This window comes from Micromonospora rhizosphaerae (genome assembly GCF_900091465.1).
In the GTDB taxonomy this organism is placed as follows: domain Bacteria; phylum Actinomycetota; class Actinomycetes; order Mycobacteriales; family Micromonosporaceae; genus Micromonospora; species Micromonospora rhizosphaerae.
Map to the genome: position 1 here is coordinate 4,405,574 of NZ_FMHV01000002.1, position 23,408 is coordinate 4,428,981.

At 71.6% G+C, this 23,408-nt stretch carries 25 protein-coding genes; 15 read left to right on the forward strand and 10 right to left on the reverse strand.

The window, feature by feature from the left end; translation table 11 throughout:
* Window positions 1–4 precede the first annotated feature (4 nt).
* Genes GA0070624_RS20590 through GA0070624_RS20605 form a run of 4 tightly spaced genes read right to left on the reverse strand, consistent with a single transcriptional unit; the run spans window position 5 to window position 2,065 of the window.
* Window positions 5–196 (reverse strand): DUF4926 domain-containing protein, encoded by a 192-nt coding sequence (locus GA0070624_RS20590; protein WP_091343503.1) that lies wholly within the window; start codon window positions 194–196, stop codon window positions 5–7.
* A gap of 9 nt (window positions 197–205) precedes the next feature.
* Complete coding sequence (locus GA0070624_RS20595) at window positions 206–1,357, reverse strand: WXG100 family type VII secretion target (protein WP_176731798.1); 1,152 nt, start codon at window positions 1,355–1,357, stop codon at window positions 206–208.
* Window positions 1,354–1,674, reverse strand: a complete 321-nt coding sequence (locus GA0070624_RS20600) for a type VII secretion target (protein ID WP_091343504.1) — start codon at window positions 1,672–1,674, stop codon at window positions 1,354–1,356. The genes GA0070624_RS20595 and GA0070624_RS20600 overlap by 4 nt, the downstream gene beginning before the upstream one ends.
* Window positions 1,661–2,065, reverse strand: coding sequence for a YbaB/EbfC family nucleoid-associated protein (locus tag GA0070624_RS20605; RefSeq protein ID WP_091343507.1), 405 nt, complete (start codon window positions 2,063–2,065; stop codon window positions 1,661–1,663). The genes GA0070624_RS20600 and GA0070624_RS20605 overlap by 14 nt, the downstream gene beginning before the upstream one ends.
* 280 nt (window positions 2,066–2,345) lie before the next feature.
* On the opposite strand from GA0070624_RS20605, the gene GA0070624_RS20610 reads away from it, so the two are divergent.
* Genes GA0070624_RS20610 through GA0070624_RS20620 form a run of 3 tightly spaced genes read left to right on the forward strand, consistent with a single transcriptional unit; the run spans window position 2,346 to window position 4,708 of the window.
* Window positions 2,346–3,251, forward strand: a complete 906-nt coding sequence (locus GA0070624_RS20610) for a slipin family protein (RefSeq protein ID WP_091343508.1) — start codon at window positions 2,346–2,348, stop codon at window positions 3,249–3,251.
* Between the two features lie 42 nt (window positions 3,252–3,293).
* Window positions 3,294–3,641: a PadR family transcriptional regulator gene (locus tag GA0070624_RS20615; RefSeq protein WP_091349181.1), complete on the forward strand. Its 348-nt coding sequence runs from the start codon at window positions 3,294–3,296 to the stop codon at window positions 3,639–3,641.
* Window positions 3,638–4,708: a hypothetical protein gene (locus tag GA0070624_RS20620; protein ID WP_091343510.1), complete on the forward strand. Its 1,071-nt coding sequence runs from the start codon at window positions 3,638–3,640 to the stop codon at window positions 4,706–4,708. Before GA0070624_RS20615 ends, GA0070624_RS20620 begins: the two co-directional genes overlap by 4 nt.
* A 166-nt stretch (window positions 4,709–4,874) precedes the next feature.
* Here GA0070624_RS20620 and GA0070624_RS20625 read toward each other — a convergent pair whose 3' ends face one another.
* Window positions 4,875–5,714, reverse strand: a complete 840-nt coding sequence (locus GA0070624_RS20625; RefSeq protein ID WP_141715109.1) for a hypothetical protein — start codon at window positions 5,712–5,714, stop codon at window positions 4,875–4,877.
* Window positions 5,711–6,289, reverse strand: a complete 579-nt coding sequence (gene shbA / locus GA0070624_RS20630) for an RNA polymerase sigma factor ShbA (RefSeq protein WP_091343514.1) — start codon at window positions 6,287–6,289, stop codon at window positions 5,711–5,713. Before shbA ends, GA0070624_RS20625 begins: the two co-directional genes overlap by 4 nt.
* 163 nt (window positions 6,290–6,452) lie before the next feature.
* Here shbA and GA0070624_RS20635 point away from each other — a divergent pair, with 163 nt between their 5' ends.
* The 12 genes from GA0070624_RS20635 (at window position 6,453) to GA0070624_RS20690 (ending at window position 18,523) form a co-directional block, all read left to right on the forward strand.
* Window positions 6,453–7,460 (forward strand): ABC transporter ATP-binding protein, encoded by a 1,008-nt coding sequence (locus tag GA0070624_RS20635; RefSeq protein WP_091343516.1) that lies wholly within the window; start codon window positions 6,453–6,455, stop codon window positions 7,458–7,460.
* Complete coding sequence (locus GA0070624_RS20640) at window positions 7,457–8,227, forward strand: MlaE family ABC transporter permease (protein ID WP_091343518.1); 771 nt, start codon at window positions 7,457–7,459, stop codon at window positions 8,225–8,227. Before GA0070624_RS20635 ends, GA0070624_RS20640 begins: the two co-directional genes overlap by 4 nt.
* A gap of 1 nt (window position 8,228) precedes the next feature.
* Window positions 8,229–9,032 (forward strand): MlaE family ABC transporter permease, encoded by an 804-nt coding sequence (locus GA0070624_RS20645; RefSeq protein WP_091343520.1) that lies wholly within the window; start codon window positions 8,229–8,231, stop codon window positions 9,030–9,032.
* 2 nt (window positions 9,033–9,034) lie between these two features.
* Window positions 9,035–10,324 carry an MCE family protein gene (locus GA0070624_RS20650; RefSeq protein ID WP_091343522.1) on the forward strand — a complete coding sequence of 430 codons (1,290 nt, stop codon included), beginning with the start codon at window positions 9,035–9,037 and terminating at the stop codon, window positions 10,322–10,324.
* Window positions 10,321–11,355, forward strand: coding sequence for an MCE family protein (locus GA0070624_RS20655; RefSeq protein ID WP_091343524.1), 1,035 nt, complete (start codon window positions 10,321–10,323; stop codon window positions 11,353–11,355). Before GA0070624_RS20650 ends, GA0070624_RS20655 begins: the two co-directional genes overlap by 4 nt.
* Window positions 11,352–12,335 carry an MCE family protein gene (locus tag GA0070624_RS20660; protein ID WP_091343527.1) on the forward strand — a complete coding sequence of 328 codons (984 nt, stop codon included), beginning with the start codon at window positions 11,352–11,354 and terminating at the stop codon, window positions 12,333–12,335. Before GA0070624_RS20655 ends, GA0070624_RS20660 begins: the two co-directional genes overlap by 4 nt.
* Entirely contained in the window at window positions 12,335–13,585 is a 1,251-nt protein-coding gene (locus tag GA0070624_RS20665) for an MCE family protein (protein WP_091343530.1), read from the forward strand. Before GA0070624_RS20660 ends, GA0070624_RS20665 begins: the two co-directional genes overlap by 1 nt.
* Window positions 13,582–14,976: an MCE family protein gene (locus GA0070624_RS20670; protein ID WP_091343533.1), complete on the forward strand. Its 1,395-nt coding sequence runs from the start codon at window positions 13,582–13,584 to the stop codon at window positions 14,974–14,976. The genes GA0070624_RS20665 and GA0070624_RS20670 overlap by 4 nt, the downstream gene beginning before the upstream one ends.
* Window positions 14,973–16,208: an MCE family protein gene (locus tag GA0070624_RS20675; RefSeq protein WP_176731799.1), complete on the forward strand. Its 1,236-nt coding sequence runs from the start codon at window positions 14,973–14,975 to the stop codon at window positions 16,206–16,208. Before GA0070624_RS20670 ends, GA0070624_RS20675 begins: the two co-directional genes overlap by 4 nt.
* 23 nt (window positions 16,209–16,231) lie before the next feature.
* Window positions 16,232–16,951, forward strand: a complete 720-nt coding sequence (locus GA0070624_RS20680; protein ID WP_141715110.1) for a hypothetical protein — start codon at window positions 16,232–16,234, stop codon at window positions 16,949–16,951.
* Window positions 16,952–16,967: 16 nt separating this feature from the next.
* Window positions 16,968–17,474: a hypothetical protein gene (locus GA0070624_RS20685; protein ID WP_091343540.1), complete on the forward strand. Its 507-nt coding sequence runs from the start codon at window positions 16,968–16,970 to the stop codon at window positions 17,472–17,474.
* 86 nt (window positions 17,475–17,560) lie between these two features.
* Window positions 17,561–18,523: a mechanosensitive ion channel family protein gene (locus GA0070624_RS20690; protein ID WP_091343541.1), complete on the forward strand. Its 963-nt coding sequence runs from the start codon at window positions 17,561–17,563 to the stop codon at window positions 18,521–18,523.
* 129 nt (window positions 18,524–18,652) lie between these two features.
* Here GA0070624_RS20690 and GA0070624_RS20695 read toward each other — a convergent pair whose 3' ends face one another.
* The 4 genes from GA0070624_RS20695 to GA0070624_RS20710 form a co-directional block, all read right to left on the reverse strand.
* Window positions 18,653–19,597 (reverse strand): CDP-alcohol phosphatidyltransferase family protein, encoded by a 945-nt coding sequence (locus tag GA0070624_RS20695; RefSeq protein ID WP_091343544.1) that lies wholly within the window; start codon window positions 19,595–19,597, stop codon window positions 18,653–18,655.
* Between the two features lie 580 nt (window positions 19,598–20,177).
* Window positions 20,178–20,741, reverse strand: coding sequence for a hypothetical protein (locus GA0070624_RS20700; RefSeq protein WP_091343547.1), 564 nt, complete (start codon window positions 20,739–20,741; stop codon window positions 20,178–20,180).
* Window positions 20,742–20,853: 112 nt separating this feature from the next.
* Window positions 20,854–22,185, reverse strand: a complete 1,332-nt coding sequence (locus GA0070624_RS20705; protein ID WP_091343549.1) for a chymotrypsin family serine protease — start codon at window positions 22,183–22,185, stop codon at window positions 20,854–20,856.
* A 341-nt stretch (window positions 22,186–22,526) separates the two neighbouring features.
* Window positions 22,527–23,348, reverse strand: coding sequence for an SCO6745 family protein (locus GA0070624_RS20710; protein ID WP_091343551.1), 822 nt, complete (start codon window positions 23,346–23,348; stop codon window positions 22,527–22,529).
* Window positions 23,349–23,408 lie beyond the last annotated feature (60 nt).

Genomic DNA, 23,408 nt, shown 5'->3' on the forward strand with positions numbered 1-23,408 from the left:
TCGCCTATCGGGAGGGCCGGACATCGTCCGGCTTGAGAGCGACCGTCGCCAACGTCCGACCTTCGCTGTCGGCAAACTCGACCTCGTACGCCTGCTCGGGCGCGGTGAAGATGTGCACGATCGTTCCTATCGACCCGGCCGGAAGATTCTCCTCAGGCACGTCGGAGATCAGTTCGACCACGTCATAGAGATTCACGGAAAGTCCTCAGGGGAACGAGATGGTGATGAGTCGGGGCGTCGAGGATCCCACTTCGAGCATCCACGCGGTTCGGACCATGATAGTTCCCTTGGGGCCCGTCAGCGGGAGGTCCACCGACCACCTCTGCCCGTACTGGTCAGCCTTGCCGAGGACGGGAATGCCCTCACGTACCCCATTGCGGATCTGCTCTTCGATCAAGGCAGCGTCCTCAACGTCCAGACCAGTTGCTGAGTTGATGACGCGATATTTGTTTTTGCCAACTGGATGATCCGGGTTCATCGCATAGCTCGTAATTTTCCGTGCGTCGATCTCAGGATTGTTGAAGTCGGCGGCGCTCGGGCTGCCAGGAGTCGTCGGCGACTCCGGCTCACGATGTGACGGTGACGGCTTTTCTCCGTTCCTGGTGAGGCGGGTCAACCACTGCTTCAGCTTCTCGATGAGGTCGCCGAGGCGGCGCATCTCCGGGATGAGCCGCCGCAGGCTGGCCAGCAGCCCGCGCAGCCACTGCGCGATCTTCGCCGCCCACGCCGCCACCGTCGTGGTGACCTGCTCGACGACCAGGGGAGTGGCGAGCCCGAGGCTGGCCGCCTCCTCGGCCGCGTACACGATCAGGCGGGAGACGCAGGTGGCGATGGCGTCGCGGACCATCAGCCGGACGGCGGAGATGAGCATGCCGGCGCCCTCGGTGGCCAGCGCCATGGTCTCGGCGGCCTGGCTCAGCCCGACGATCGCCTGCTGCTGCTCGGCCGCCCAGCCGCGGTAGGCCGGCCCGGCGCTGCCGCCCCACTCCGCCACGTCCATCCGGACCGCCCGGGCCAGGCTCTCCGCCTCGTCGCGCAGCGAACCGGCGACGTTGCGCCAGGTCTGGGCGTGCGCGGCTATCTGCGCCGGGTCGCCGGCCAACCAGTCGAGCGCCTCGGTGAGCGGGCGGACGTGCTCGATGATCCAGGAGACCCCGTACTGAAGCAGGGAGCCGACCGGGTCGGAGACGAGCGCCAGGCCATCCAGGCTCGCCCCGATCACGCCGAGGGTGCCGTCGATCCAGCTGCCGTTCCGGATGCCCTCGCCGATGAGCTGGATGTCCTCGGCGATCCAGACGCCGGCCCACGGGTTGACCGGGCCGTCGGCGGGGGCGGCGACCAGCGGGCTGGCGGTCACAGTCGCTGCCGGATCCGGTTCAGCGTGTCCTCCGCCCGGCCGTCTGTGGCCTGGTAGCGGCCGGCGACGGCGCGGAGTCGGTCGGCGGTGTCGTTCACCGAGCGGGCGGCGGTGTCGACGCCCTCGACCAGGATCCGTTGCACGTGGTCGAGCAGCACCGGCATCAGTACGCAGAGCTGCCCGTACGCGTCGGCGCCGAGACGCACCGACTGGCCGGCCTGCCGGGCGACGGTCAGGGCGTCGGCGACCCCGGCGAGGTGGCCGGCGTGCCCGACCAGGTCCTCCGGGCTGACCCGGATGCCCTCAGCGGCCGGCACCGTCGTCACCCGCGTCGCGGGCACCGAGCCGGCGCCCGTACGAGTCGATGACCGCGCTGACCGCCGGGTCGTCCGGGCCGAGCGTCTCCCGCGTCGCCTCGGTCACCTGGCGGAGCAGTTCCGCGTACGCCGCCCGGGTGGTCGCCAGCACCTGTTCCGCGGTGCGCGCCGCGGACTGTGTCCGGATGCGTTCGTCGAGCCGCAGGTCTATCAGCGTCCCGGCGGAGTCCACGGTGGCCTCGACTGTCCGGTCCGGACTGACGGCGCTGGCCGTGAGGCCCGACAGTCGCTCGGAGAGCGCCCTGCTGCGCTCCGCCCGCGCCTGGATCGAGGACTCCCACTCGTCGATCCGGCGCTGGGCCGCGTCCAGACCGGCCTCGTCCGCCCACACGTCGTCAACCTCCCCAGTCGACGGTCAGACTCCGGCGTCACCGTCGGCGCCGGACACCGGCGCAGCGATCGACACGCTACCAATCGGAGTTGTTCTGTGTCTCCCCGTGATGGGGGCGCGCGGTAAGGCGGTCGGATCGGCGACTCGGGCGGGCTGGCCGGTCGGGTGGATGATCTCCCGCGACGCGGCGCTGGATTCTCGGCGACGGCCGGGAATGAAGGCCGCAAAAAGGGGTAGGCGCGGCGCCGGGAGGCGGGCGCCTCCGGGATCGAGGGGGACAATGGGAGCCGCCGCCGTCGTCGGCCTGGTCATCGTCATCGCGATCGCGGTGTTCGTGCTGTCGCTGAGCGTCCGGCTGGTGCAGCAGTACCAGCGCGGCGTCGTGTTCCGCTTCGGCCGGGTGCTGGACCGCATCCGCCAGCCCGGTTTGCACTTCATCATCCCGGTCGCCGACCGGATGGTGCGGGTCAGCATGCAGACCACGGTGATCGGCGTGCCGGCGCAGGGCGTGATCACTCGCGACAACGTCACCGTGACCGTCGACGCGGTCGTCTACTACCGCGTGGTCGACCCGGTGAAGGTCCTGGTCAACGTGCGCGACTATCAGTCCGCGGTGCTTCAGGTCGCGCAGACCGCGCTGCGGTCGGTGATCGGCAAGGCCGACCTCGACACCCTGCTGAGCAACCGGGACAAGATCAACGCCGAGCTGAAGGCGGTGATCGACGCGCCGACCGAGAAGCCGTGGGGACTGCTCATCGAGCGGGTCGAGGTAAAGGACGTAGCGCTGCCCGAGGCGATGAAGCGCTCGATGTCCCGCCAGGCCGAGGCGGAGCGGGAACGGCGGGCCCGGGTCATCATCGCCGACGCCGAGTACCAGGCGTCCCGCCGGCTCGCCGACGCGTCCCGGACCATGTCGGGGACGCCGGGGGCGTACCAGCTGCGGCTGCTCCAGACGGTGGTGGACGTGGCCGCCGAGAAGAACAGCACCCTGGTGATGCCCTTCCCGGTCGAGATGCTGAGCTTCTTCGCCGAGTTCGCCCGCCGCGAGGGGGCGGCGCCGGGCGGGCGGGGCCCGCAGGCGCAGACGACGCCGGTCGGGCCGGTGCTCGGCCCGGTCACCGAGAGCGTCGCGGCCGCGGCCGCCGAGGGCGGCGACGGGCGCCGGCCACAGCCACCGCCCGGCTGACGGGTCATTGCATATACCGGCTAGCTGTATATGCTGACCTCCATGACAGACAGTCCCCTCCGGGAACCGACGTTCCTGGTCCTCACCGCGCTGGCGGAGTCACCCCAGCACGGCTACGCCGTCATCGAGGACGTCCTGCGCATCTCCGACGGGCGGGTCCGCCTGCGCGCCGGCACGCTCTACGCCGTCCTCGACCGACTGCGTGCCGACGGCCTGATCGAGGTCGAGCGGGAGGAGGTGGTGCAGTCGCGGCTGCGCCGCTACTACCGCCTGACCGCCCTGGGTGCGCGTCGGCTCGCCGACGAGGCCGCCCGCCTGCGTCGCAACGCCGACGCCGCCGGGGCCCGGCTGCGCCGCGCCGGCCTGCTCCCCGAGGGAGGAGCGGCGTGAGCGCCGAGGAACTGGAGCGCCGCTACCGTCGGCTGCTCGCCGTCTATCCCTGGGAACACCGCCGGACGTACGAGGAGGAGATGCTCGCCGTCCTCCTCGCCGACACCCGGCCGGGCCAGCGCCGGCCCGGCCTCGGGGACGCACTGAACCTGATCGGCGCCGGCCTCCGGGCCCGGCTGCGGGTGAGCGCCCGGGGGTTCACCGAGCCGGCGTGGGCCGACGCAGCGGCGGTGACCGGGGTGCTGGTCGCCCTGGTCCTGCTGACCATCGCCGGGAAGGGACTCATCGACCAGCTCGTGCCCGACCCCAGCGTTCCGCCACCGCTGCGGCCGGCCGGCCCCGACCTCGTCGACTGGCTACGCGTCGCCGGTTGGGCGGGCGTCTGCTTCGCCGCCCTGGTCGGGCTGCGCTCGGTGGCCGCCGGACTCGCCTGGGCGGCCGCCGCCGCGTGGATGGTCCTGGTAGGGCCGGGCGTGGCCGATCAGCCGACGTACGTGGTATACACCCTGCCGCAGCTGGCGCTCGCCGTCGTCGCGGCCGCGGCGCTGAGCGTGCCCGCCCCGCCCCGCCGCGCTATCGCGGTGCTGGGCGCACGCCGACTCGCGACGCTGGTCCTGGCGTCCCTGGCCGTCGTGACGATCCTGGAGGTCAACCGGCTGACCGCGCCGTCCTACGACGCGACCGGGTACACCTCCTACGTCTTCTACGACCTGGAGGCCCGAAGGTCACTGGTCGTCCGGCTCTACGTCGCCGGGCTGGCGGCCGCCGCGGTGGCGGTCGTGGTCACACTGTGCACCCTCACCCCGCAGGTGCGCCGGCGCATCCCGGTCATGCTGGCACCGGTTGCCGCGCTCGCCGCGGTGATCGACACCGCGCTGGCCGGTTGGCAGGAGTCCAGCATGTACCTGGGCCGCGTCATCCCGCTGGTACCTGCGCAGTGGGCCATGCTGGTCCTCGTGCCCGCCGTAACGTTCCTTGCCGGCGTGCTGCTGGTCCGCCGCCGCGAGGAGACGCTGCGGATGGTCGCCCTCGGCCGGGACGCCGACCGGGAGCGACCCGCGAGCTGACCGCCGCAGGTGGTCCCGGGTCAGGCCGGGACCACCTGCGCCGGCTCGCCCGCCGGCCCCCCGCGGCTGCGCCCGCTATCGTCGCGCTGCTCACGCGCAGCACCCAAACCGAGCGGGGTGTCGTCGCGGGGGAGCGCGGTCGGGCCGATAGCTGCGGCCGCGGAGCTCAGCCGAGCAGACCGCTGGTGGGCAGGGGCAGGCCCGGCAGCGGTAACAGCGGCGACGGGCTGGGCGGCGGCGGAAGCGGCAGGCTGGGCAACGGAAGCAGCGGACCGCTCCCCCCGGTCGACGAGCCGCTCGGCTTCGGCTGGGACGGCTGCGGCGCGGGCGCCGTGGTACCCCCGCCCTTGCGGGTGCTGGGACTCGGCTCGGGGCCGGGGGCGGGCAGTGCGGGGGGAACGGCCGTCGGTGCGGACCTCGCCCGGGCGGCCGCGAGTTCGCGCGACAGGGTGTCGAGCTCGGCGCGCAGGCGGTCGGCGCTGGCCGGGTCGGTGATCCCGCGCAGGTCCCGCCGGGCCTGGTCGAGGAGCTGCTCCGCCTCGTCGAGGCGGCCGGCCGTCAGGGCGGCGCGAGCGCGCGCGATCGTCTGCTCGACGCCTCTCACCTCGGCCTGCTCCGGGTACAGCAGCTTGGTGAGCGACCACAGGGGACTGCTCGGCCCGGCGTTCCGGCTACCGATGCCGAGCCCGGACGCCAGGGCGACCACCGCGACGACGGCCGCGGCGAGACGCAGCGCCCAGGGCCTCGGCCGCCGACGTCGGGTCGCCGAGCGGACCGGCACCGGCGTGGGCTGGCTGCCGTCCCCGGTCGGGGCCGGGTGCCGCAGGTCGGCCGGCTCGGGTGTGCCGTCGGAGATGTCGGCGTGCCACGCCGCGAGCATGACGGCGAGGTCGTCGTCGGCGGGTGCGTCCTCCCCGCGCCCGAGCGCGTCGAGCAGCATGTCGTCCCGGGCGAGGGTGTCCAGATCCATCGCCTCGTCGCCCCTGCCCGGCGTGCGCTCACTCATGCCGCCACCTCGTCCAGTGCATCCCCGGCAAGGGTACGGAGCCGGGCCAGGGCACGGGACTGAGCCATCCGCACCGCCGCCGCGGTCATCCCGACGATCGTCCCCACCTCGTCGGCGGAGAGGCCCACCGCGACGCGCAGCAGGATGATCTCCCGCTGCACGTCCGGCAGCCTGTTCAGCAGCCCGGACAACCGCCGGGCCAGGTCGCTGGCGACCGCCTGCTGCTCGGGCCCGGGAGCGCCGTCGGGCTGCTCGAGCGGGGTGTCGGTGGGGGTGACGGCCGAGTCCCGGATCGCCGCGCGCTGCGCGTCGGCCACCTTGTGCGCGGCGATGCCGTAGACGAAGGCGGTGAAGGGCGAGCCCTGCTCCCGGTAGCGGGGCAGCGCCCGCAGCACCGCGACGCACACCTCCTGGGCGACGTCGTCGGCGGTGGTGTACGCCCCGCCGATCCGGCCCAGGCGGCCCCGGCAGTACCGGACCAGGCCGGGACGTACGTCGGTGAGCAGCGTCGCGGTCGCCGCCTGGTCGCCCGCGGCGGCCCGACGGACGAGCTCTGGCTGGATCACTGTCGTCATGACGCTTTGCGAGACACCTTCATTACCGGCCGGTTACCGGCACGCTATCGAGACTGTCGGGTTTTGCATAGCTCGCGCTTCGTGGTGGAGGCACCGCGGAAAGTAGCTGTTGCGCTCGTCCGACCGCCTCCGATGTCCCAGGTAACAACGGAGGGAGGGGTTGATGGGCGTCGAGGTGGCCGTGCGGGGACTGACCAAGTCCTTCGGTGGTCAGCCCGTGTGGTCGGACGTCACGCTGACCCTGCCGGCCGGTGAGATATCCGTCCTGTTGGGACCCTCCGGCACGGGCAAGTCGGTGTTCCTCAAGACGCTGGTCGGCCTGCTCCGCCCCGACCGGGGCGACATCTGGATCGAGGGGCAGAACCTGCCGCGCCTGTCGGAACGGGCGCTGTACGAGGTGCGCAAGCTCTTCGGCGTGCTGTTCCAGGACGGCGCGCTGTTCGGCTCGATGAACATCTACGACAACGTGGCGTTCCCGCTGCGCGAGCACACCCGCCGGCCCGAGTCCCAGATCCGGGCCGTGGTCACCGAGAAGCTCGACATGGTGGGCCTGATCGGCGCGGAGAAGAAGCTGCCCGGCGAGATATCGGGCGGCATGCGCAAGCGGGCCGGCCTCGCCCGCGCCCTCGTGCTCGACCCGCAGATCATCCTCTTCGACGAGCCGGACTCCGGGCTGGACCCGGTCCGCACCGCCTACCTGAACCAGCTCATCATCGACCTCAACCAGCGCACCGAGGCGACCTTCCTGATCGTCACCCACGACATCAACACCGCCCGGACCGTGCCGGACAACATCGGGCTGATCTACCACGGGCACCTGGCCATGTTCGGGCCGCGGGAGATGCTGCTGTCCAGCACCGAACCCGTGGTGCGGCAGTTCCTCAACGCGCAGCGGATCGGCCCGATCGGCATGGCGGAGGAGAAGGACGCCGACGAACTCCAGGCCGAGGCGCAGGCCGGCGTCGAACTGCCCCCGCTGCCGCCGATCCCGCTGCAGCTGCCTCCGTCGGACGGGCTGCCCCGCCGGGCCGAGCGACCAGCCGGACAGTGGTGCCGCGAGCAGGGGGTCACCCCGCCGCCGGGCTCCTTCGCCGGCCGGCCTGACGCGGAGCGCCCCACCGTCGAGCTGTCCGTCGCGGAACTGCGGCAGCACCGCGAGGTGGCCGGATGAGCGCCCCCACCACCGCCGTACGCCGATCCGGCGAGTTCTTCGCGTTCTGTCTGGACACGCTCCGCGGCCTGGGCCGCCGGCCGGTGCAGGTACGCGAGTTCGTCCAGCAGGCGTGGTTCATCAGCTCGGTGTCGATTCTCCCGGCCGCGCTGGTGTCGATCCCGTTCGGCGCGGTCATCGCGTTGCAGCTCGGCTCGCTGGTCCGGCAGCTCGGCGCGCAGTCGTTCACCGGCGCCGCCTCGGTGCTCGCGGTGGTGCGAGAGGCCGGCCCGATCGTGACAGCGCTGGTCATCGCGGGCGCGGGCGGCTCGGCGATCTGCGCCGACCTGGGCTCCCGCAAGATCCGCGAGGAGCTCGACGCGATGCAGGTCCTCGGCATCGACCCGATCCAGCGGCTGGTGGTGCCCCGGGTGCTCGCCTCGATGCTGGTCGCCGTGCTGCTCAACGGGCTGGTCAGCGTGGTCGGGGTGACCGGCGGCTACGCGTTCAACGTGGTCCTGCAGGGCGGTACGCCGGGCGCCTACCTGGCCAGCTTCCAGGCCCTCGGGCAGCTGCCTGACCTGCTGGTGGGCGAGGTCAAGGCGCTGCTGTTCGGCGCGGCCGCCGCCCTGGTGGCCTCCTACAAGGGGATGACCGCCAAGGGCGGCCCCAAGGGCGTCGGCGACGCGGTCAACCAGAGCGTAGTGATCACCTTCATGCTGCTGTTCGCGCTGAACTTCATCGTGACGGCCGTGTACTTCCAGGTCGTACCGCAGAAGGGAAGCTGACATGGCCGTGCTGCGCTACCTGGACGACCTGGGCGGACAGCTCTCCTTCTATCTGCGCGCCTTCGCCTGGACGCCGCGCACCCTGAGCCGCTACAAGCGCGAGGTGATGCGGCTGCTGGCCGAGGTCAGCTTCGGCACCGGCGCGCTCGCCGTGCTCGGCGGCACCATCGGCGTCATCTGCTTCCTCACCTTCTTCACCGGCACCGAGGTCGGCCTGCAGGGCTACCAGGCCTTGAACCAGATCGGCAGCAGCGCGTTCACCGGCTTCGTCTCGGCGTACTTCAACACCCGGGAGATCTCCCCGCTGGTGGCCGCGCTGGCCCTGTCGGCGACCGTCGGCTGCGGGTTCACCGCCCAACTCGGCGCCATGCGGATCTCCGAGGAGGTCGACGCGCTCGAGGTGATGGGGGTGCCGTCGCTGCCGTTCCTGGTCACCACCCGAATGATCGCCGGCTTCATCGCGGTCATCCCGCTGTACGTGATCGGCCTGCTCTCCAGCTACCTCGCCACCCGTACCATCGCCGTCTTCTACTTCGGCCAGTCCGCCGGCACCTACGACTACTACTTCCACCTCTTCCTGCCGCCCGTGGACGTGCTCTGGTCGTTCGGCAAGGTGCTGGTCTTCAGCGTGATCGTGGTGCTGGTGCACTGCTACTACGGCTACACCGCCACCGGTGGGCCGGCGGCCGTGGGCGTCGCCGTCGGGCGCGCCGTCCGGCTGGCCATCGTCGCGGTCAACATCGTCGACTTCTTCCTGTCGCTGGCCATCTGGGGGGCCACGACCACCGTCCGGATCGCGGGGTGAGCATGAGACATCGCGTCCTCGGCATCGTCTTCATCGCCGTGCTGACCGCGGCGCTGACCGCCTCGGTGCTGCAGTACCGTAAGGCGTTCACCCCGGTCGCCTGGGTCACCCTGCACGCCGACCGCGCCGGCCTGCAACTCCTCGAGGGCGCCGACGTCAAGGTACGCGGCGTCGTGGTCGGGGATGTCCGTTCCGTGCGCAGCGACGGCGGCGGCGCCGTCATCCGGCTGGCGCTCGACCCCGCCACGACCGACCGCATCCCGGCCGACGTGACCGCGCGGCTGCTGCCCAAGACGCTCTTCGGTGAGCGGTACGTCGAACTCGTCCCACCGACCGCCGGCACCGCCGGCCCGATCCGCGACGGCGCGGTCATCAGCCAGGACCGCAGCCGTACCGCGGTGGAGCTGGAACGGGTGCTCGACCAGGCGCTGCCGCTGCTGCAGTCGATCCGACCGGATCAGCTCGCCGCCACGCTGGGCGCGATCTCCACCGCGCTGGAGGGACGCGGCGACCAGCTGGGGGCGAACCTGGCCCGGCTCGACGCGTACCTGCGGCAGCTCAACCCGGCGATGCCCGCCCTCGCCGAGGACGTCCGCAAGCTCGCCGTCGTGCTGGACGCCTACGACGCCGCGCTGCCGGACCTGCTCGCCCTGCTGCGCGACGTCACCGTCACCGCCCGCACGGTCAGCGACCAGCGGACCCAGCTCGCCGCGCTGCTCGCCGACACCACCGACACCGCCGACGTCACCCGCGCCTTCCTCGACCGGCACGGCGACCAGCTCATCCGGCTCGGCGAGGTCAGCCGCCCGGTGCTGGAACTGCTCGCCACCTACGCCCCCGAGTACCCGTGCCTGGTCAGCGGGCTGGTCGCCCTGCAACCCCGGGTCGAGGAGGTCTTCGCCGGCGGCCGGATGCACATCACCCTCGAGGTCACTCGCGACGGTGGCCCGTACGAGCGGGGACGCGACGAACCGGTCTACGGCGCCCACAACGGCCCGGACTGCCGGCGCCTGCCCCACCCGTCCGTGCCCGCCCCCGAGGTGCCGGTCAACGACGGCTACGACTACCGGGGCGCCCGTTCCCACCCCCTCCTGCCAGTGGGCGTGCCGGGCGGGCCGGCCGGCACCGCTGCCGGCTCCGCGGCGATGGGCCAGGCCGGCACCGGCGAGGAGAGCGCCCTGGTCAAGCCCCTCGTCGGCGGGCTCACCGGCACGCCGCCGGCGGAGGTGCCCGACATCGCCGTCCTGCTCTGGGGGCCGCTGCTGCGCGGAGCGGTGGTGAACGCCCGATGACCGGGAAGACGACGACCTCGCTGGTCAAGCTGGTGCTCTTCGCCGCGGTGACGCTGCTGCTGACCGGCCTGCTCGCCCAGACCCTCGGCGCGTTCCCACCCGACGGCGTCACCTACCGGGCCCGGTTCACCGACGTCACCGGACTGCTCGCCGGGGACGACGTTCGGATCGCCGGGGTCCGGGTCGGCAAGGTCAGCGACATCACGGTGGTCGACGACCGGGTCGCCGAGGTGGCCTTCACCGTGGACCGCGACGTGCCCGTGGCCACCAGCGTCCGCGCCAAGATCCGCTACCGGAACCTGGTCGGCCAGCGGTACGTGGCGCTCACCGAGGGACCGGGGGAGGGCCGGCCGCTGCCCGCCAACGGCCTGATCCCGCTCGCGCAGACCACGCCCGCGCTCGACCTGACCGTGCTGTTCAACGGATTCCGCCCGCTGTTCACCGCGCTGAGCCCCGACGACGTCAACAAGCTCGCCTACGAGATCATCCAGGTCCTCCAGGGTGAGGGCGGCACGATCACCAGCCTGCTGCAACGCACCGCGTCGCTGACCAACACCCTCGCCGACCGGGACGCGGTCATCGGCCGGGTCGTCACCAACCTCAACAGCGTCCTGGCCACGCTGGCCAGCCGGGACCACGACCTGGACCAGACCATCAGCCAGTTGCAACAGTTCGTCTCCGGCCTCGCCGCCGACCGCACCGCCATCGGGGACGCTCTGGCCAACCTCGGCGAACTCACCGACGTGACCTCATCGCTGCTGCGCGAGGTGCGGCCGCCGCTGGCGGCGGACGTCCGGGCCCTGGACGACCTCGCCGGCACCCTGGACCGCAACTCCGCCGTCATCGACGGCACCCTCGGCCGGCTGCCCGAGCGGTACGAGTCGCTGACCCGGGTCGCCTCCTACGGCTCCTGGTTCAACTTCTACCTCTGCGACTTCGACGGCCGGGTGGCCGTCGCCGGCCAGCCACCGCTCAACCCGGCCACCTTCAGCGCCCCCGCCGCCCGCTGCGCCACCGGAGGCCGCCAGTGAAGCCCTTCCGCGAACGCAATCCGGTCGTCGTCGGCGCGATCGGACTGGTCGTGATCGTCGCCGCGCTGCTCGGCGCCTTCCAGCTCGACCGGCTGGCCGCGCTCACCGGCCGGGCCTACCAGGCCGCGTTCCACGACGCCAGCGGGCTGACCGCCGGCAACGAGGTGCGGGTGGCCGGGGTACGGGTGGGCACGGTGACCGCGGTGGACCTGGCCCGCGGCCCGGCGCCGTACGTCCGGGTGCGGTTCCGCGTCGACGACGACGGCGTACGGCTGGGCCGGGACACCGGCGCCACCATCCGGATCAAGACCGTGCTCGGTCAGAAGTACCTCGCCCTGTCACCGGCGGGAGCGGGACGGCTGCCCGAGGGCGGACAGATCCCGCTGTCCCGCACCGCCGCGCCGTTCGACGTGGTGCAGGCGGTCACCGGGCTGGCCGACACCCTGGACAAGGTCGACACCGACCAGCTCGCCCAGGCGTTCACCACCCTCTCCGCGACGTTCGCCGACACCCCCGCCAGCGTCGGCACCTCACTGACCGGGCTGTCCCGGCTGTCGAAGACCGTCGCCAGCCGGGACGCCGAGCTGCGGACCCTGCTCGCCCATGCCCGGACCGTCACCGGCGTGCTCGCCGAGCGCGACGAGGACTTCCGCAAGCTGGTCGCCGACGGCGAGAAGCTGCTCGCCGAGGTGAGCCGCCGCCGGGACGCCATCCACCAGCTGCTGGTCGGCACCAACGACCTCGCCACCCAGCTGTCCGGGCTGGTCGCCGACAACCGCGCCCAGCTCGAACCGGCGCTGCGCAAGCTGCGCGACGTGGTCGCCGTCCTGCAACGCAACCGCGACGACCTGGAGCAGACCATCCGGCGGATGGCGCCGTTCGTCACCGCGTTCGCCAACGTGGTCGGCAACGGACGCTGGTTCGACTCGTACGTCTCGGGCCTGCTCCAGCCGTACCAGCCCACGACGGGAGGTCGCTGATGCCCGGCCCGATCCAGCGCTGGCGGCGTCCCCTCGCCGCCGCCACCGTGCTGCTGACCGCCGTCGCCGCCGGCGTGGTCCTGTGGCGCCACGACCCGGCGCAGCGGCGGGTGGTCGCGTACTTCACCAAGGCGGTCGGGGTGTATCCCGGCTCCGACGTCCGGGTGCTCGGCGTCCGGGTCGGCGAGGTGGAGTCGGTCACCCCGCAGGGCCGAACGGTACGGGTCAGCATGCGCTACGACCCCGAGGTGGACGTTCCCGCCGACGCCCAGGCGTTGATCGTCCCGCCCAGCGTGGTCAGCGACCGGTACGTGCAGCTGACCCCGGCCTTCACCGGCGGGCCCGCGCTCCCCGACGGTGCCGAGATCCCGGTGGACCGGACCGCTGTGCCGATGGAGATCGACGACATCTACCAGGCGCTCGACGAGTTCAATCGCACCCTCGGCCCGCAGGGCGCCAACGCCGACGGCGCGCTGTCGGATGTGGTCGCCACCGGTCGGGCCAACCTGGAGGGCAACGGCGGCAACCTGCACGACACCCTCGACGGGTTGTCCCGCGCGCTGAGCACCCTCGCCGACGGACGGCAGGACCTGTTCGGCTCGGTGGCCAACCTGCAGCGCTTCACCACCGCGCTGGCCCGCAGCGACCAGCAGGTGCGCGCCTTCAACCAGCAGCTCGCCGATGTCGCCGAGCAACTCGCCGGCGAGCGGGACGAACTGGCCGCCGCGCTGCGCAACCTCGCCGCCGCGCTGGCCGAGGTCACCAGCTTCGTGAAGCAGAACCGGGCGGTGCTGACCTCGAACGTCGCCGCGCTGGCCGACATCACCCGCGTACTGGTCCGTCAGCAGCGGGCGGTCATCGACATCCTCGACGTGGCGCCGCTGGCCCTGAACAACCTGAACCTGGCGTACAACTCCCGCTCCGGCACGCTGGACACCCGGGACAACCTGATGGGTCCCTACGACCCGGCCGGATTCGTCTGCTCACTGATGGTGGATCAGCTCCCGGCTGCCGAGGTGCCGGCGAAGTGCCGGGCGCTCGCGCAGACCCTGCACTCCCGCGGCCTGCCCATGACCGACCAGCTGCGCAAGCTGCTCAAGCTGCCGCCCGGCGCCCCGGCGACCGGCGGGTCCTCCCCGGGAAGACCCCCGTTCAGCTCTCCCGGTGCGCCGATCCCCGACCCGGCGCCGGGCGGCCCCGCCATCACCAGCGACCCCACCCTCGGCGGCATCCTGCGAGGCCCGGCATGAGGCCCCGGCTGCTCCGCGTGCTGGCCGCTGCCCTCGCGGCGTTGACGCTCCCCGCCGGCTGCGGCCTTCCGGAGCTCGCGGACCTGCCGCTGCCCGGCGGGGCCCCGGCCGGCGACGGCTACACCGTCACCGTCGAGTTCAGCGACGTGCTCGATCTGGTGCCGCAGGCCGCCGTCAAGGTCGACGACGTGACCGTCGGCAGCGTGGAGAAGATCTCGCTGTCCGGCTGGCACGCCCGAGTGCGGCTGCGCATCGACCGCGCCGTGCGGCTGCCCGCGAACGCCACCGCCGCCGTACGCCAGAGCAGCCTGCTCGGCGAGAAGTACGTGACGGTTGCCCCGCCCCCCACCGAGCCGGCACGCGGACGCCTCGGCGACGGCGGCGTCATCCCGCTGTCCCGCACCGCCCGCGGCGCCGAGGTCGAGGAGGTGCTCGCCGCGCTCGGCCTGCTGCTCAACGGCGGCGGCCTGGCCCAGCTCAAGACCATCAACCAGGAACTCGGCAGGGCCCTCGCCGGCCGCGAGCCCGCCGTCCGCGACACCCTGCGCCAGCTCGACACGTTCATCGGCGGGCTGGACCGGCAGAAGACTGACCTCGTCCGCGCCATCGAGGCGCTCGACCGGCTGACCGACCGGCTCGCCCGGCAACGCCAGGTCGTCGGCGACGCGCTCGACTCCCTCGCCCCGGGCCTGACCGTGCTGGCTCAGCAGCGCGCCCAGCTCACCAAGGCGCTGACCGCCCTCGGCGAACTCGGCAAGGTCGGCACCCGGGTGGTCAACCGCAGCCGGGACGACACCCTGGCCAGCGTACGGGCGCTGCAGCCGATCCTGGAGCAGCTCGCCCGGGCCGGCGACGACCTGCCGAAGTCGATGGACTTCATGCTGTCGTATCCCTTCCCGCCCAACGTCACCGGGGCGATCGTCGGCGACTTCGTCAACCTCTCCGTCACCGCCGACCTGGACGCGGCCAGCATCCTGGCCAACCTGGTCGCCGCCGCGCCCGCACCGGTCCGGCAGGCCACGCCCAGCGCCCTCACCGCGCCCCCCGCCAGCGGCGGCGGCTCCCGGTCGACGCCCGGCGACACCACCCTCCCCGGGCTGCCACTCACGAAGTGCCTGCCGGACCTGAAGAACTTCCCCGCGACGTGGACCCCGCCGAAGGAGTGCGGGCTGCCCGAGGGTTGTGTGCTGCTCAAGCCCGGCTCGGAGGTGCCCATCGGCGGGCTGCTCCTGCCCAAGGGGATCGTGCCCCCGGGCACGGTGTTCCCCGCCGGGACCGAACTGCCGGCCGGCACCGTCCTCACGGCCGACTGCGTGCTCGCGGTGACCGGGGCGGTCACCGGACAGGTCGGCGACCTGCCGGACCTGCTGGGAGGAGGGCTGATCCCGTGATCGGGCGTACCGCGAAACTCCAGGTCCTGGCGTTCGTGCTGGTGAGCGTCCTCGGCATCGCGTATGTCGGGATCCGCTACGTCGGCCTCGGCGACCGGCTGCTCGGCGGCGGCTACGTGGTCCACGTCGACCTCGCCCGCGCCGGCGGCATCTTCGCCAACGCCCCGGTCACCTACCGCGGCGTCCCCGTCGGCCGGGTCACCGCCGTCAACCTGCACGCCGACGGGGTCCGCGCCGACCTGCGGATCAATCGCGGCGTACGGGTCCCCGACGCCCTGCGGGCCGTCGTCACCCAACGCTCCGCGGTCGGCGAGCAGTACCTGGACCTGCGTCCCGACCGCGACGGCGGGCCCTTCCTCGCCGACGGCGCGGTCATCCCGGTCGACCGCACCGGTGTCCCGCTCGCCCCGGAGACGCTGCTGACCAACCTCGACGCCCTGGTCCGCTCGGTCGACCCGGCGGACCTGACCGTGCTGATCACCGAACTCGGCACCGCGTTCGAGGGCAACGAGCAGGCGCTGGCCCGGATCCTCGACGCCGGCGACGCGCTGCTCACCGACGCGGACGCCCGGCTGCCCGAGACGCTCGCGCTGATCCGGGACGGGCGGACCGTGCTGACCACCCAGGCGGAATCGGCCGAGGCGCTGCGCCGCTGGTCGGCCGGGCTGGCGCAGCTGGCCGCCACCGTCCGCGCCGCCGACCCGGACCTGCGGCGACTGCTCGCCACCGGGCCGCAGGCCGGCGCCGAGTTGCAGGCACTGCTGCGCGGACTGGACCCGAGCATCGGCACTCTGCTCGGCAACCTGGTGACCGTCAACGGGATCGCCGCCCGCCGGCTGCCCGGCATCGAGCAGCTGCTGGTGGTCTACCCGATAGCGGTGGCCGGCGGGTTCACCGTCACCCCAGGGGACGGCACGGCGCACCTCGGACTGGTGGTCAACGCCGGTGACCCGCCCTCCTGCGTCTACCGCGGTGGCGGCGGCCGATGCAGCGCCGGGGACCGCGCGGCCGGCGCCAGCGTCCGCGGTGCCGGGAACGCGCCGCGGCCATCCGGCCGCCCGCCGGCCCCCGCCCAGCCCGAGCAGGGGAGTGTCAGCGGGTACGACCCGGCGACCGGCCTGGTGCTCGGCTCCGACGGGCGGCCGTTGCAGTTCGGTGGGACCGGCGGGCAGTACCGGACGGCCGGTGACCAGTCCTGGAAGCAGTTGTTGCTCGCCGGGTTGACCCCGTGACCGGCGTACCAGAGGAGGTGGCGGTGCAAAGCCGTAGGAGCACCACGCTGAAAGTGATCAAGGGGGCGAAGTCCGGCTCGCCGGGTCCCACCCGTCGCCGGCTCGTCACCCGTGCCGTGCCGCAGCCGGCAGCCGCCCCGATCGAGGACGTGCTGGAGCGCCTCGACCAGGAGCCGGTCGAGGACCTGCCGCGCCCCGACGCCGGCCCCGTCCGGACCGGGAAGGCCCACGACGCCGCCACGGACGCGGGTACGCCCGGCCGGCGGCGGGCGCTGGTCGGCCTGCTCGTGGTCGTGCTCGCCGCCACCCTGGCCGCGGCCGGGGTGTACGGGCACCGCTGGTACGTCGACCGGGCGACCGACGACGCCCGGCAGGCCGCGCTCGCCGCCGCCAAGCAGGCCAGCGTCAACTTCGTCTCGGTCAGCGCCGCCAGCGTGGACCGAGACCTGCAACGGATCGCCGCGGGGGCGACCGGCGACTTCAAGGAGGAGTTCACCCGCGGCCAGGCGCAGGTGCGCACGGCGGTGGTGGAGAACAGGGTCGAGTCGTACGGGTCGGTGCTGCGGGCCGGACTGGTCTCCGGGGACCGCCGGCGGGCGGTCGTGCTGGTGGCCGTCGACGCCACCGTCAAGAACGTCAAGGCGCCCGAGGGACGGCCGTCGCACTACCGGATCCAGGTGGACATGGTCCGCGACCCGGACGCCGGCGACTGGCTCGTGTCCAAGCTCCAGTTCGTCGGCTGACCCGAGGAGGAGACCCATGCGTATCCCCAGAGCCCTGCGCCGACGGGCTGGGCGCGTCCCACTGCTGCCGGCGCTCATCGTGGCGATCGTGATCGCGGCGGCCCTCGCCGTCACCGGCTGGTACGGCGACCATCGCGCCGACGAGCGGGACCGGGCCGTACGGCAGGCCCTGGCCGCCGCGCCCGCGGCCGCCAAGGCCATCTTCTCGTACGACTACCGCACCTTCGACGAGAGCGTCGCCAATGGACGGACCTTCGCCACGGGCGCCTTCGCCCACGAGTACGCCCAGACCACCGCGACGCTGAAGCAGACCGCCACCAAGCAGCAGGCGGTGGTGCTGGCCGAGGTCTCCGCCACCGGGGTGGTCACCGCCGACGCCGACCGGGTCGAACTGCTGGTCTATCTCAACCAGTACCGGCGCAACGTCAGCACGGCGGGCGAGAAGGTGGACCAGAACCGGGTCGTGCTCACCATGGTCCCGGTCGACGGCGACTGGAAGGTGGTCAAGGCGACGGCGATCTGACCCTCGGGCTCGTCATCGCGTTTCCCGCTCGGCCGATTCGGGTAGGTCGGGGCAGACCGACCGAACACGTGCGTGGAGGCCTTTCGATGAGAGACAACTTCGGGAACGCGGTGGGCGACGCGTTCCGCTCGGTGATGCTGTTCCTGCCCAAGGCCGTCGCCTTCATCGCGATCCTTGTGGTCGGCTGGCTGATCGCCAAGGCCGTCCTCAAGATCGTCGACAAGATCCTTGAACGGGTGCACTTCGATCGTGCGGTCGAGCGCGGCGGGATCAAGAACGCCCTCGCCCGGTCCAGGTACGACGCAAGTGACATCGTCGCCAAGCTCGCCTACTACGCCGTGCTGCTGGTGACGCTCCAGCTCGCCTTCGGCATCTGGGGCCCGAACCCGATCTCCGACCTGATCCGTGGTGTGGTGGCCTGGCTGCCCCGGGCGTTCGTCGCGATCGTCATCGTGGTGGTGGCCGCCGCGATCGCCAAGGCGGTCAAGGACATCATCAGCAGTGCGCTCGGCGGCCTCTCCTACGGCCGGCTGCTGGCCAACATCGCCTCGGTCCTCATCCTGGGGCTGGGCATCATCGCCGCCCTCAACCAGATCGGCGTCGCCACCACGGTGACCACCCCGGTGCTGATCGCCGTCCTCGCCACGATCGGTGGCATCCTCGTCGTCGGCGTCGGCGGGGGCCTGGTCCGCCCGATGCAGAGCCGTTGGGAGAACTGGCTGTCCCGGGCCGAGCAGGAGTCGGAGACGATCGCCACGCACGCCCGGGCGTACCAGGCGGGCCGGCGGGACGTCGAGGCCGGCCTGAGCCAGCCGGTGACTCCGTACGCGGAGGCCGAGCTGACCCAGCCGGTCGCCGGGCACACCGCCGACCGGACCCAGCCGGTCGCCCCGTACACCTCGGCCGACGGCACCCAGCCGGTCGCGCCGTACGCCGACCCGGACCGCACCCAGCCGACCACGCCGCGGCAGACCACCGCGGACCGGGCGATGGACACCGACGCCACAATGGTCATCCCGCCGACGGACGTGGACAACTCCCGCCGCTGACCGGCGGCGTCGCACCGGGGTGGGGCCCAGCGGGTCCCACCCCGGCTTCACAGCGAGGGGGTCACGGGTTCAAGTCCCGTCACGCTCGTCGAGGATGAAGCGATTTGAGTTCGAGAGGGCGGTCAGACCTCACACCGGCACGGCGTCGGCCTCAATGCCAGCCGGCTGGGTCGCCAAGGCGGCCGCTGCCGCTGACGACTTGGCATCGGCGAGATGGCGGGTGAAGCTGCGCGTCGCCGCCCTGAGCTTGTAGATGAGCAGCAGCTCGAACGCGACCACCAGGCCGCCGGCGACCACGGCGGAACCGATGATGAACCCGGTCAGCGGCCCGATGATGAAGACCGCCATCTGGAACTCGATGCCGCTGACCACATGGGCCCGGATGCGCTGGCGGACCAGCGCGTTACGGAACCGCACGAAGAGGCCGAAGCGCGTGCGGAAGTCGCCGTAGACGTCGACGACCGGCCGTTCGCCGGCCGCCAGTTGGTCCGCCGTCGCCGCGCCCACGGGTTGCTGCTGGACGGTCTCCTCGACGAACGCCGGACGTACGCCGCCCTCGCCCTGCAGCGCGGAGAGTTCGGCACGCATCTGGTCCTTGACCTTGCCGATCTGCAGGGCGTTCAGGTAGCGGAACATGTCGAGGAAGATGACGCCACCACCGACCCAGAGGTACGTCAGATCGCCGGTCCGCTGGAACTGCCCGGCCATCAGGGCGATCGTGCAGACGAGGACCCGCAGCCGGTCGAAGACGTAGTCGAGCCAGGCGCCGAAGACCGAACCCGTGCCGTTGAGCCTCGCGACCTTGCCGTCCATGCAGTCGATCACGAAGCTGAGGTGGAAGAGCACCGCCCCGGCGACCAGCCAGGGGTAGTCCTGCAGCGCGAAGCAGGCCGCCGCGGCCAACCCGAGCAGGAAGGCCGCCGTGGTCAGCCGGTTCGGGGTGATCCACCGGTAGGGTGCCACGAGTCGGACGAGGCGGGAGGCGACGGGGTCGACGAGCCAGACCGTCCACCAGGCGTCCCGGTCCTTGTACGTCCGGTCGCGGATCTCCTGCAGAGGCAGCCGCTGTGCCATCGTCACATCCATTCACGGCGGTGGAACCTGAACGTGTATGGGCGGGGACGCTAAAAGGCGAACGACAGGAATGACCCTCGAACGGAGTCCCGCTAATCCGGTCCTGTCATCGGTTGTCCTCGTCCGTTCGGTCAACGAGTCAGGTGTTTCGCCGGACACGCGGGCGACGATCGAGAGGCGCTACCATCGCCGCGCCAGGTTGGACATGAGGTGGCGGATGGCTAACCGGTTGCTCCATTTCGTTCGGCGCGGCGAGCAGGGTCCGCTCCACCACCCACCGGCGGGAGTCACGCTGACTGCCCGCTGGTTGGCGGGACACAGAGGTTCCGTTCTTCTTAGAATCCCTGATCAGTGAGGATCGGTTGATATAGGTCGAGGGTGTCGACCTTGCGGAATCGGTAGGTTCCGGCCGGCTGTTCGCGTTGTGCCGCGAGGGCGGGGGCACTACCCGCTCGTGCCGACGACCAGCCGGTCCGGGTCGGTGTGGCCTGACCGCGTCCGGCGGTGGAGGCGCCGACCTGGCGTGCGATCAGCGGCGGCAGGGGTTGATTGGTCACGTTACGCCCATCGACCCGGAGACCTACTGGTTCCAGCGCACACCCCAGTACGCGGTGACCTTACGCAGGTCACCGCCGTAGCGGATCGCGTCATCGCGTTGCCACGCACAGTTGCTCAGCCGAATCACCGCCGACCGCTGACCGGGGTAGCCGAAGACGAAAGCGTGCTCCGTCGGCTGCCCAAGCAGACAGACCGTCTCCTCTGGTGGCGAGCTCGGCAACCCGTTGAGATAGGCCGTCAACTCGTCGACCTTGCTGGTGATACGTCGGCTGACGTCGAGATCCAGGGGTGAGGACGCGTCCTGTCGGTAGCTGCACAGTAGGGCCTCCGTCGCCCCGGTGGGGACCAGAACGTCCTTGCCACGCTGCGTCGGCGTGGGTTCGTCGTTCCACGACTCGGGACAGCGGGCCGGACCTGCCTCGGTGTTCGCGGCCGACGCGGCCTGCGCCGGCGCCGTCTCCCTGCCGGCTATTACTGACCCGACGGTCAGCACGAGGCCGACGACCGTCGAAGCGGCCAGCAGAAGACCAATGAGCCGATGGGGCGGACGGGTAGGCGCTGGGCCGTCCGTCTGCTGGCTTGTCATTCGCACCCCTTCTGCTGGCGTAGCGACATGATAGGTCCCTTTCGACCCGCGGCCTGCCGATCCTTTGGGCGGTGGGCGGCGCGAGCCGGGCGCCGCCCACCGCCGTGCTCCGCTATGAGGTCGACGAATTCGTGTTCGGGTATGCGCCGTAGACCCGGATTACATCCGCCCAGTCCTGGAAGTACAGGGTGGTACCGCCGCCGCCGACAACGATGCCCTTGGCGCGAACGCCGGTACCATCAAGGGTGAACACGGGGCCACCACTGTCACCAGGGCGGGCGGCCGTGGCTCCATCGACCTGCGTACTCCTGATGACCCCTTCGATGACGGAGCCACAGTCTCCGTCGGAGTCAGGGGTCGTACAGCTCACTTCAAGGCCCTGCGACTGAACCTGCTTGATGCCGCAAACCGTCCCACTCGACCGGCCGGACTGGCAGACGAGTTGGCCGGCCGCCCAGTATCCCCAGCTCCGGACCCCCTTCGTGTTCGAGGTGGTCGTGGTGCCGTCGAAGATGAGATACCACCCAGGGGCATTGATCATCAAAAGGTCCGAACGCCAGTCGTCGTCGTAGATCGGGCCCATCTCGTCGAACGCTGAGCTCCCGTAGGTGCCCTGGTAGGCGACGTCGGGCGGGGTCGCGCAGTGCCCGGCGCTCAGGACGTAGCTCCGACCGTTGGCGTGAACCCCAAACCCGGTCGTGCAAACGCCTCGTTTGTCCAGGCCCCGCCACGACTCCCATCGCCCGCCACCGTTCCAGGGGGGAGAGTCGTCGAGACGGCTGGACAGCAGGTCGAGCGGCTCCGTGGCGTCGACTACAGTCACCGGCACCGTCACCCCCGCCTCTTTGAGGATCTGGGCAACCGGGGTTTTCGCCCGCCCTACGGACCGGCTATCCGTCGCCGATCTCGGATCCACGACTTCAGGGCCACGGGTCAGCTCCAGCCCACTGCCATCCGGTTTGTAACCGACGGACTGAATCTCACTTCCTCGATGCCGCCTGATGGTTTTGTGGATCTTCTCTCCGGCAGCGTGCAGTTCGGCCTCGGAGTATGCCGCCGGCTTCACGGCGACGGCTCCCCAGTTCTGAGCGCGAGCGAGGGCTGCGCGCATCCCTGGCGTCAGGTCTCCCTTCCAGTAGACCGACAAGCCTTCGCCCTCGTAGGCAACGCCGGCGAAACCGGACCGTGGCGTCTTCAGCTGCTCGTCCCAGATGGCGTGGAGAGCGGGCTCTAGATCGTTCTGCCGACGCATCTCGCTCAGCAGGGCAGGATCGAGATTGTCGGTGGACTGGGGATCGGAACTGACCACCTCGGGGCCGGAAGGCGCCGCCGCCGCCGTCAGGGACGACGTAGCGAGAGTCGGCACGATGAGGACAAAGGCCAGCGCCGCGGCGAGAGAGATTCGGCGGGCGGGATGGGTACGGGGCGAGCGGATAGGCGTCATGATGCTCCTTGAGTAGGTCCTGAATGGACCAGCGCGCGTCACGCTAGCGCTGCGGATCTTGCTGCGGTGCCCCGCTCCTCATTTTCCTCTATGGCTGACATGACTACCGATGTCGATATAGAACGGACGCTCTTTGCCTTCTCCTCACGGTCGCACGCGACACAGTCCATAGTGGACAGACAGCCGAGCCCTGGTGGTGCACCGTCCAGGTCAGCGACACCCGAGCCACCGCCGTCACGCCGGGCAGGCCGCAGTCGGACTGCCAACGGAGCGCGGTCCAGTAGTGGTCCGCCCCGGAGTCGGTCCTCTCGACTTCGCCGTTCGCTCGTACGTGTCGGGACCTACCGGGAGCCGGCAGCGTCGAGCGCTGTGGAGATGGGCTCGAGGTCCCCGATGAGCTGGTCGAGCTCGCTCGGCTCCAGGTTGTCGTACGCCGGTGCGGCGAGGTCGTCGGTGAGCGACTCGATCCGCTCCTTGGTCTCCCGGCCGTCGTCACTGAGCCAGCCCGAGGCGTCGATGAGGCCGCGGGCACGCATCCCGTCCACAACCGCCGCCAGCCGGGCCGCGGGGAGGTGGTGGACCCTGCCGAACTTCTCCGCGGGGATCCCCTCGGAGAGCGCGTGAAGCACATGGGCCTCCGTCCCGCCGATGCCCGCGGCGACCAGGGCGGCGATGTGACCGTCCCCGCGGTGCTCACGGAGCAGGGTGGCCGCGTGCCAGAGCCGGGCCACGGGCTCCTCGGGTACGGGGAGCGCTCGGAGTCCGGCGTACATGATCCGTCCCTCCATCGGGGCGCTGGTCGCCGCCCTGGTGGCGAGGTCGGCGGCACGCGCGAGACCGGGGGCGTCGGCGAGATCGCCGAGGATCCGCCTCAGCGCCGCGACGCTGCCCTGCTCGCGAGCGGCGAGCGCCGTCTCGGGAGTGGCCGTGTCCCAGACGCGGGGGATGTGGCGGGCGACCTCGCCGTCGGCGAAGTTGTAGAAGATCGCATGGACCACCTCGGCCGGGACTCGGCCCAGCGGTGCGGCTCGTCCGGCGAAGTAGCCGTCCCAATAGTTCCGGTGGCCGAGCGCCATAAGTGCATCGGTCGGCTCGTCGGCGAAGAAGGTGACCAGGTGGATCGGCTCCACGAGCCGGTACAGGCGGCGGGCGGTGGGCTCCATGGCCGCGACGATAGCGGCCGAGGATGGCGAGGCGAGGCGCTCACCCCACCGGAACTCGGA